Below are 7,296 nucleotides of genomic sequence, written 5' to 3'. Positions count from 1 at the left end.
GGGGAGCTGGCCCGACTCGGGCATCGGATCGCCGCCTCGACGGTGTGGGAGATCCTCCACGCGGCCGGCATCGACCCCGCGCCACGTCGCTCAGGCCCCACCTGGCGCGAGTTCCTGACCGCGCAAGCCGAGGGCATCATCGCGGCAGACTTCTTCCACATCGACACAGCCCTCGGCAAGCGGCTGTACGCGCTGGTGTTCCTCGAGCACGGCACCCGGCGGCTGTACATCACCGGGGTCACCGCCCACCCGACCCGGGACGGGGCGGTGCAGCAGGCGCGGAATCTCACCGCCGGCCTGGGCACACGCATCGAGACCCTGCGCTTCTTGTTACGCGACCGCGATGGCAAGTACGGCGAGGCATTCGACGCCGTCTTCGAGGCCGAGGGGATGGAGGTCCTCAACAGTGCGCCACAGGCTCCCCGCATGAACGCGCACTGCGAACGCATCATCGGCAGCATCCGACGCGAAGCCCTCGACCACGTCCTCATCATGAACGAGGCCCACGCCCGCCATGTCCTCGCGGCCGACGAGCGGCACTACAGCGAACACCGACCTCACCAGGCCCGCAACCAGCTACCACCCGACGCCCTCGAACAATCCGCCGCAGCGCATGGCTGCAGCACCGGCAAAGTCCTGCGCACCCGGATCCTCGGCGGCCTCATCAACGAGTACAGATATGCAGCATGACATGCAGCGATGACTTTTCGAGCGGCACAGGTTCCGTGAAGGCCAGGTGGGGGGCGCGGCCGATGCTTTCGAAGCGCTTCGACAGTGATGTTCGCAAGTGAAAGAAGTTTGTGTTCCTGCGCAGGGCCTTGCTGTTCAGGCGCCCCATCATTACTGTCCACACAGACGCAAGCGCTTCGACACTTCGCCACCTGCGTCTGGCAACCCCGGTGCTTGAAAGTAAGGGGACCGAGCACCGTGCCCGCAGCTCTTGAGCGCGCCACCTCGACGACACGAGCCACCCACCATCGCGAGCAGCACCGCATGCGAACGGAGCGAAGGTGTCAACACGTCAGCTGATCGACCGTCTCGGCCGCCTCGCTTTCGGCGGGGACTCCAACTGCGAGCAGTGGAAGGAACCACTTCGCCCAGGGCCGGCCATCAAGCCGATCAGTCGGCCAACTGCGCAAGCACCTCGGACGGGGCTGGGTCGCGCCGTCCCGAGCCCGGACTCGACGGCGAGCGACACCTCGCGGCGCCAGAGCCCGCCACCAGACCGGGGGTCCGGAACAACCCATCGCCGTCCTTGGAGGGACACATGAGATGGCAAGCCCTTAAATCCGTCAGCAGCAAGTCGGCCGGGTTCGGTCGGCTGGCCCTGATCGTCGCCGTGATCGCCGGGTTCCTGAGCTTCGCGTCTCCGGCGCAGGCCCAGGTATCCTCCACCTGTGACCGGTGGGGTCAGTACACCCAGGGCACCTGGACGATCTACAACAACGTCTGGGGCGAAAACTCTGGCACGCAGTGCCAGACCGTCAACAGCATCAAGTCCTGGTACGTCGATGCCAACCACTCCGGCGGCGGGATCAAGTCCTACCCGAACACCTCGGTCCGGCCCCAGACGCCGCTGTCGCAGTTGAACTCGGCGGGCTTCTGGTACAACACGTCGTCGGCTCCCGTCGCCGGCAGTGACCACTGGAACTGGACGAGCGACATCTGGTCGGCCGGCAACCAGGACGAGATCATGGTCTTCACCAGCTGGTCCGGGACGGCAGGCGGCTGGGGAAGGCAGATCGCGTCCAACGTGACCATCGGCGGCGTCCAGTACGCGTCGGTCTGGCAGGCCGATCCCGGCTGGAACGTCCTGCAGCTCATCCCCGCCCAGCAGAGCAACACCGGCTCCATCGACGCCTCGGCGGTCTGGCGATGGGCCGCGTCGCAGAACCTCCTGCGCAACACCAATTTCGACACGATGCAGTTCGGCCTTGAGATCACCTCAACCAGCGGCGTGCAGAAGCGGTACTCGCTGAACGCCTACAGCGCCTGGTGGAACAACACCTCCGGCGGCGGATCAAGCATCTAGCCGCAATACGCGCGACACGACGGTGCACTCCGTCCGCGCATAGAGACGAACGCCGGAGCGATTCCCAAACGCATACCTTGCCGCCGGGCCTCGAACGACAAATTTCGGCGGCAAGGTTTGTGGAGTCTTCGAATTTAGGCGGGGTGGAGGTGGCCTCGGGCCCGGCGGGTGGTGACGCAGCGTGTGCGTAGGCGTTGGTTGGTGGGGCTGCGGAAGCCGTGGGCGGCTCGCGCGGCGAGCTTGATCATGCGGTTGTCCTTGCCGAGAACTTCATCCATGCAGGTCAGGCAGCATGGTGATATTCGTGGAGGAGGATCATTAACCGGGCCCGGCAGCCTACGTCATCGAGGTCCATGACCAGGTTCCTCGCCGCTTGCGCCACCCAGGAGGAGGTCGGGTGTGCGGTGGCGCCCAGGATCCGGATGCGGCGGCTGCTGTGTTCGATCACCGCGAGTACGTACATCCGGGCGCCGGACAGGGTGACCGCCTCAAAGAAGTCACAGGCGAGGAGGGCGTCGGCTTGTGAGCGCAGGAAGCCGGCCCAGATGCTGGAGCTCCGGTCGGGCGCTGGATCGACGCCGGCGTCCATGAGGATCTTCCAGACAGTCGAGGCGGCCACCTGCACTCCAGGCACCAGCAGCTCGCCGTGAAGCAGCCTGTAGCCCCAGTTCGGATTCTCCCTGATCAGGCGGAGCACCAGAGTCCGGACGGAGCGCACGGTAGGAGGCCGACCGGGTCGCTTGGGCCGTAATGAGGTGGCATGTCGGCGTCTTGCGAGGTTGCGATGCCGGCGCAGTACCGGGTCAGGACGTACGAGCAGTCGCAGACGCCGCAGGGTGGGCAACGGCAGCCGGTGCGGCAGCGCCGCCAGGAACGCCCGGTCGCTCGGGATGAACCGGGCCTTGTCCTTGCCGAGTTGGCGTTCCAGGACCGTGATCTGATGACGGAGAGCCAGGATCTCCGCATCCTTGTCCCGGTCGCTCATCGGCAGCAGACGCAGCAGACGCAGCAGACGCAGCAGCGCAGACGCATTCGTCGCACCGAGGTAGGCCGGTCGCAGCACCACGATCGATCACCATCACGTGTGGACCACCGGCTACGCGCGAGCATCAGCACGAGCGGCCGTGGCCGACGGAGCTCGGTGTACCCACTCTGACCAAGGCGGATGACATTCTCGGCAAGCGCACCGTTTGAAACGGCGCCAAACCTCAACCGGCCCCGGCCGGCCACCGCTGTCGGAGGAGACAGTCGCGCTCATCCAGCGCTTGGCGCGAGAGGCTGCGTCGACGGGCCGGACCGAACCGGCTTCTCATCGGTCGGCTCTGCGGCAGCTTCCATAACTCGGCCTCCAAGGGGGGCATATATCCCATGTATGTCACGCATGCTGCGCTGAGTCGCTTCGAAACTGCCCTGATTTGAGGGGAAGTCTGCCCTCTCTCTGGACAGAGCATGGGTTCATGCTCATTAATACATCCAATGTCATCCCAGCGGATGCATACCTCCGTATGGCTCCCCTGAATCACGCCGCATGTGGATGGACCCATCGATCCGCGGCTCGGACGCTGATCCCGGCATCGTTCGTGCTGCCTGCGCACAGTCAGGAGGGATCAACCTTGTCAGAATCGCTCACCCGTCGAAGGGTGCTTGCCGGTATGGCGGCGACAACGGTCGCCGCGGTGGTCGCACCGGTCGTGGCAACCCCCGCTTATGCTGCCGCCAGGCAGCCGCTGCCGCTCCCGCCGCTGCGTATCCCCAAGCTCGACATGGGAGTCGAGCAGCAGCCCGACGAGAAGATCAAGTGGCTGCAGGATGCCAGGCTCGGCATGTTCATCCACTGGGGTGTGTACTCCGGCCCGGCCAAGGGCGAGTCGTACATGGAGAACGCCGCCGTCACTCCGGAGAACTACCGCACATACGTGACCGACGCCACGGGCGAGCAGTTCACGGCCACCGCCTACAAGCCGGCCGACTGGGCGCGGCTGGCCAAGGACATGGGGGCGAAGTACACGGTGCTGACGGCACGTCATCACGAGGGCTTCGCCCTGTGGCCGTCCACACACCCGGGCGCCTGGCATGCCGGACAGGCCCCGCTGCGGCGCGACTTCATCAGCCAGTACGTCACCGCCGTGCGCGCTGCCGGGCTGAAGGTGGGGCTGTACTTCTCGCCCCTGAGCTGGCGCTATCCGGGCTACTACGACGTCACCGGCACCAACTGCCTCCCCAACGCCTGGGGTTATGTCACCGACCCCGCGCACAAAGAGAACGCCCGGATCATGAAAAACGAGGTGTACCAGCAGGTCAGGGAGCTGGTGACCCAGTACGGGAAGATCGACGACCTGTGGTGGGACGGAGGCTGGCTCGGCCAGCAGGGCTCGGACGCGGACGCCGCCTTCTTCTGGGAGCCTGGCAAGTTCCGCGACACGTCGAATGAATGGCCGGTGGATTCCGCCTACAGCGAGACCGACCCCGCCACCGGCCGGCCCCTCGGCCTGACCGGGTTGGTGCGCAAACACCAGCCGGACATCGTCACCACCCTGCGCTCCGGCTGGATCGGCGACTACACCAGCGAGGAAGGCTCTTCCGTTCCGACTGGCCCGATCCGCGCCGGCCGTGTGGCGGAGAAGTGCTTCACCATCTGCGGCACCTGGGGCTACAACTCCGGAGCCAGTGTGATGAGCTTCGGCACGGCCATGAACATCCTGGTCAATGCCTGGGTGCGCGACATCACCTGCCTGGTCAACGTCGGGCCGGACCGTACTGGTGCGGTGCCCACTGCCCAAGCGGACCTGGTCCGCAGGATCGGTTCCTTCATGACGACCTGCGGCCAGGCCGTGTACGGCACCCGCGGTGGCCCGTGGAACCCGGTGGACGGCCAGTACGGATTCACGTACAAGGACAAGACCTTTTACATCCACCTGCTGCCCGGCTACAGCGGCACCTCGTTCACCACCCCGCCGATCGGGGACGCACGGGTCACCCGGGTCATCGACGTCACCTCGGGCGCGAACCTGCCCCACAGCATGGACGGAAACGGCAAGGTGACCATCACCGGCATCAACCGCACCCGCATCCCCGAGGACAGTGTGGTCGCAGTCACGCTGGACCGGACGGTGCAGCCGACCGACATCGCCGTGGGCAAGACCGTCATGGCCAGCAGCGAGGAGGCGTCCCAGGGCAACACCGCGACCAAGGCGATCGACGGTTCCACCGCCACCCGCTGGTGTGCGAACAACGGCAACACCGGGCAGTGGCTCAAGGTGGACCTCGGGGCGCCCACGTCGCTCACCGGCACCCGGATTGCCTGGCAGTCCGACGGCGCGAACTACCGGTACCGGATCGAGGGTTCCACCGGCAACGCCGAGTGGACCACCCTGGCCGACCGCACGGACACCACCAGCACCAGCCAGGTGCAGGTCGCCCTGTTCAGCGCTCGAGCCCGCTACGTACGGGTCACCGTCACCGGACTGCAGGCCGGGGCCTGGGCGTCCATCCGCAACCTGGAGATCTACGACCGGCCGTTCACCGCGGATCTGGGCACCTTTCGACTGTGAACCGCAAGAGCGGCAAGTTCATGGACGTCAGCGGGGCATAGACCGCCGACGGCGCGAGCGGCGGGTGCCCGCGCTGCGCCGGTTCGCCAAGGCGCGCGCCGCGCACACGGGAGTGCGCCCTGGCGCGATGCGGTTGGATGACTGGCCTGCGCCTACCGGCATTCGACTACCGAACCGCCCGTACCCACTGGGGGGTGGGAGACCCGGGCGCGGCGCCGCAGGTCGACGCTGTGCTGCGACGCTGTGCTGGGTGTCGCCTCCGGCTACCGGCCGGGGGCCGACGCCGCAGACCGAGGCGGAGTTCGGCCTGGGTGCAACGCACTCTGCCGGATTTGGGGCGGGCTTTGTACTCGCGGGCTGGGCCGAGTTGAGGATCAAGCAGGCGCTCACTCTCAAGGCCGACGGGTTCACCCTGAATCTGGCCCGGTGCACAAGTGCCGAGCGGCACTTGCCCATCGCCGTCGAGAACAGCGCTCCGGTCGGCGAGGACCGGCCCGCCATCCAACGGGCCACCAGCGCCGCGCTCACCCTTCTGCATGGCTCCAATCTGGGCGCCTGCGGGCATCGCCCCCGATCTGGCGGCGGACGGCGACGAGCACGGGTTCGCCCCGACCGTCGCCCCCTCAACGGCTACGTCGGCAAGCTGAAGGACGCTGAGGGCCCGGTGGTGATAGTGGCCGCCTCCTACAATGGTCGGCCCACCGACGCCGCCGCCGAGTTTGTCACGCGGGTGGAGGGACTTGAGCCCGGCTCGCTCGACGGTGTCCAGTACGCCTTACTCGGTGTCGGCGACCGCAACTGGGCCGCCGCCACCTACCAGCGCGTCCACGCCCTCATCGACGAACGGCTCACCGCTGCCGGCACCCCATCACTGCTGGGGCGCGGCGCGGCGCGGCCTCGACAGAGCCGGGGCAGGTGTTCTCAGTCTCGTCCTGGCGGTCGGCACCTTCGCGGCCGCTCTGCCGCTGCTGAAGATGATGGTGGCCGAAGCTCTGGCCGGAGATGATGCGGGGGCGGCCTGGGCGAGTTCCAAGGCACACCTGATGACGTCTCCGAGCTGAAAAGTTCAGGAGCTGTTGCTCACGATTCGCCACCGGTTGTCGGCAGTACCGTTATCCGAATCCTGGACCGCGAACGCGCCGACGGCGGTGGAGTTGTTCTGAATGCCGAGCACCTTGCCGCTGTTCACGTTACGGATTTTGTACGTCCCGTCTCCCTGATCGAGCAGTGTCCACCTGTGGTCGGCGCTGCCGTTGTCCGACCATTGCAGAACAACAGCGTTGTCGGCCGTGGACATGTCCTGGATGCCCAGCACGAAGCCGCTGCTTACGTTGACGAGGCGGACGGTGGCGTTGTTGCCGCCGCCCTGGCCGTTGGCGTTCCAGTAGACGGTGTAGTTGTGGCCGTGCGCGTCGTGGAACGGGCCCAGGTTGACGGTGGTGCCGTTGGCGGCCCGCATGATGATCCGCATGGGCAGGCGGACGGTGACCGTGTCGCCGGAGGCCCAGGCTCGGGTCAGGGTGGCGTAGCTGCCGGGCGTTGTGGTGATGTTCTGCGCCGTGCCGTTGACGCTGACGGTGGCCCCGGTGGTCCAGCTCGGAATGCGGATGCGCATCGACCAGGTGCCGCTGACGTTGCCGGTGACCTGGAGGGTCGTGGTGTCGCTGACGGGGTACGACGTGGTCTGGGTGACCGTGATCCCCCGCTGTGACC

The 7,296-nt window shown here is 66.7% G+C and carries 6 protein-coding genes and 1 pseudogene; 4 read left to right on the top strand and 3 right to left on the bottom strand.

Features of this window, described 5'->3' with window-relative positions:
- Positions 1 to 690: integrase core domain-containing protein (locus ACWDSL_RS50615; protein ID WP_450496186.1), on the top strand; the 690-nt coding region annotated here is incomplete at its 5' end.
- 577 nt (positions 691 to 1,267) lie between these two features.
- Entirely contained in the window at positions 1,268 to 2,032 is a 765-nt protein-coding gene (locus ACWDSL_RS50610; RefSeq protein ID WP_450496184.1) for a hypothetical protein, read from the top strand.
- 134 nt (positions 2,033 to 2,166) lie between these two features.
- On the opposite strand, the gene ACWDSL_RS50605 is transcribed toward ACWDSL_RS50610, so the two are convergent.
- Together ACWDSL_RS50605 and ACWDSL_RS50600 are read right to left on the bottom strand one after the other, a co-directional pair.
- Complete coding sequence (locus ACWDSL_RS50605) at positions 2,167 to 2,310, bottom strand: hypothetical protein (RefSeq protein WP_450496182.1); 144 nt, start codon at positions 2,308 to 2,310, stop codon at positions 2,167 to 2,169.
- Between the two features lie 35 nt (positions 2,311 to 2,345).
- Positions 2,346 to 3,098: pseudogene (locus tag ACWDSL_RS50600) on the bottom strand (helix-turn-helix domain-containing protein); the annotation flags it as partial.
- A 586-nt stretch (positions 3,099 to 3,684) separates the two neighbouring features.
- Between ACWDSL_RS50600 and ACWDSL_RS50595 the strand changes: the two are divergent.
- Both ACWDSL_RS50595 and ACWDSL_RS50590 read left to right on the top strand, forming a co-directional pair.
- Positions 3,685 to 5,583: an alpha-L-fucosidase gene (locus ACWDSL_RS50595; RefSeq protein WP_450496179.1), complete on the top strand. Its 1,899-nt coding sequence runs from the start codon at positions 3,685 to 3,687 to the stop codon at positions 5,581 to 5,583.
- Positions 5,584 to 5,833: 250 nt separating this feature from the next.
- Positions 5,834 to 6,589, top strand: coding sequence for a flavodoxin domain-containing protein (locus ACWDSL_RS50590; protein WP_450496178.1), 756 nt, complete (start codon positions 5,834 to 5,836; stop codon positions 6,587 to 6,589).
- Positions 6,590 to 6,649: 60 nt separating this feature from the next.
- Here the strand turns inward: ACWDSL_RS50590 and ACWDSL_RS50585 are convergent.
- Positions 6,650 to 7,296 (bottom strand): RICIN domain-containing protein (locus ACWDSL_RS50585; protein ID WP_450496176.1); only part of this gene is annotated, 647 nt, incomplete at its 5' end.

The organism is Streptomyces sp. NPDC000941 (genome assembly GCF_053599555.1).
This window is presented reverse-complemented; position numbering and strand designations above follow the sequence as displayed.

Excerpts from the sequence above, each read along its gene's own strand:
- ACWDSL_RS50610 (WP_450496184.1), top strand. The coding sequence starts at position 1,268 with ATGAGATGGCAAGCCCTTAAATCCGTCAGCAGCAAGTCGGCCGGGTTC.
- ACWDSL_RS50595 (WP_450496179.1), top strand. The coding sequence starts at position 3,685 with ATGGCGGCGACAACGGTCGCCGCGGTGGTCGCACCGGTCGTGGCAACC.
- ACWDSL_RS50605 (WP_450496182.1), bottom strand. The coding sequence starts at position 2,310 with ATGGATGAAGTTCTCGGCAAGGACAACCGCATGATCAAGCTCGCCGCG.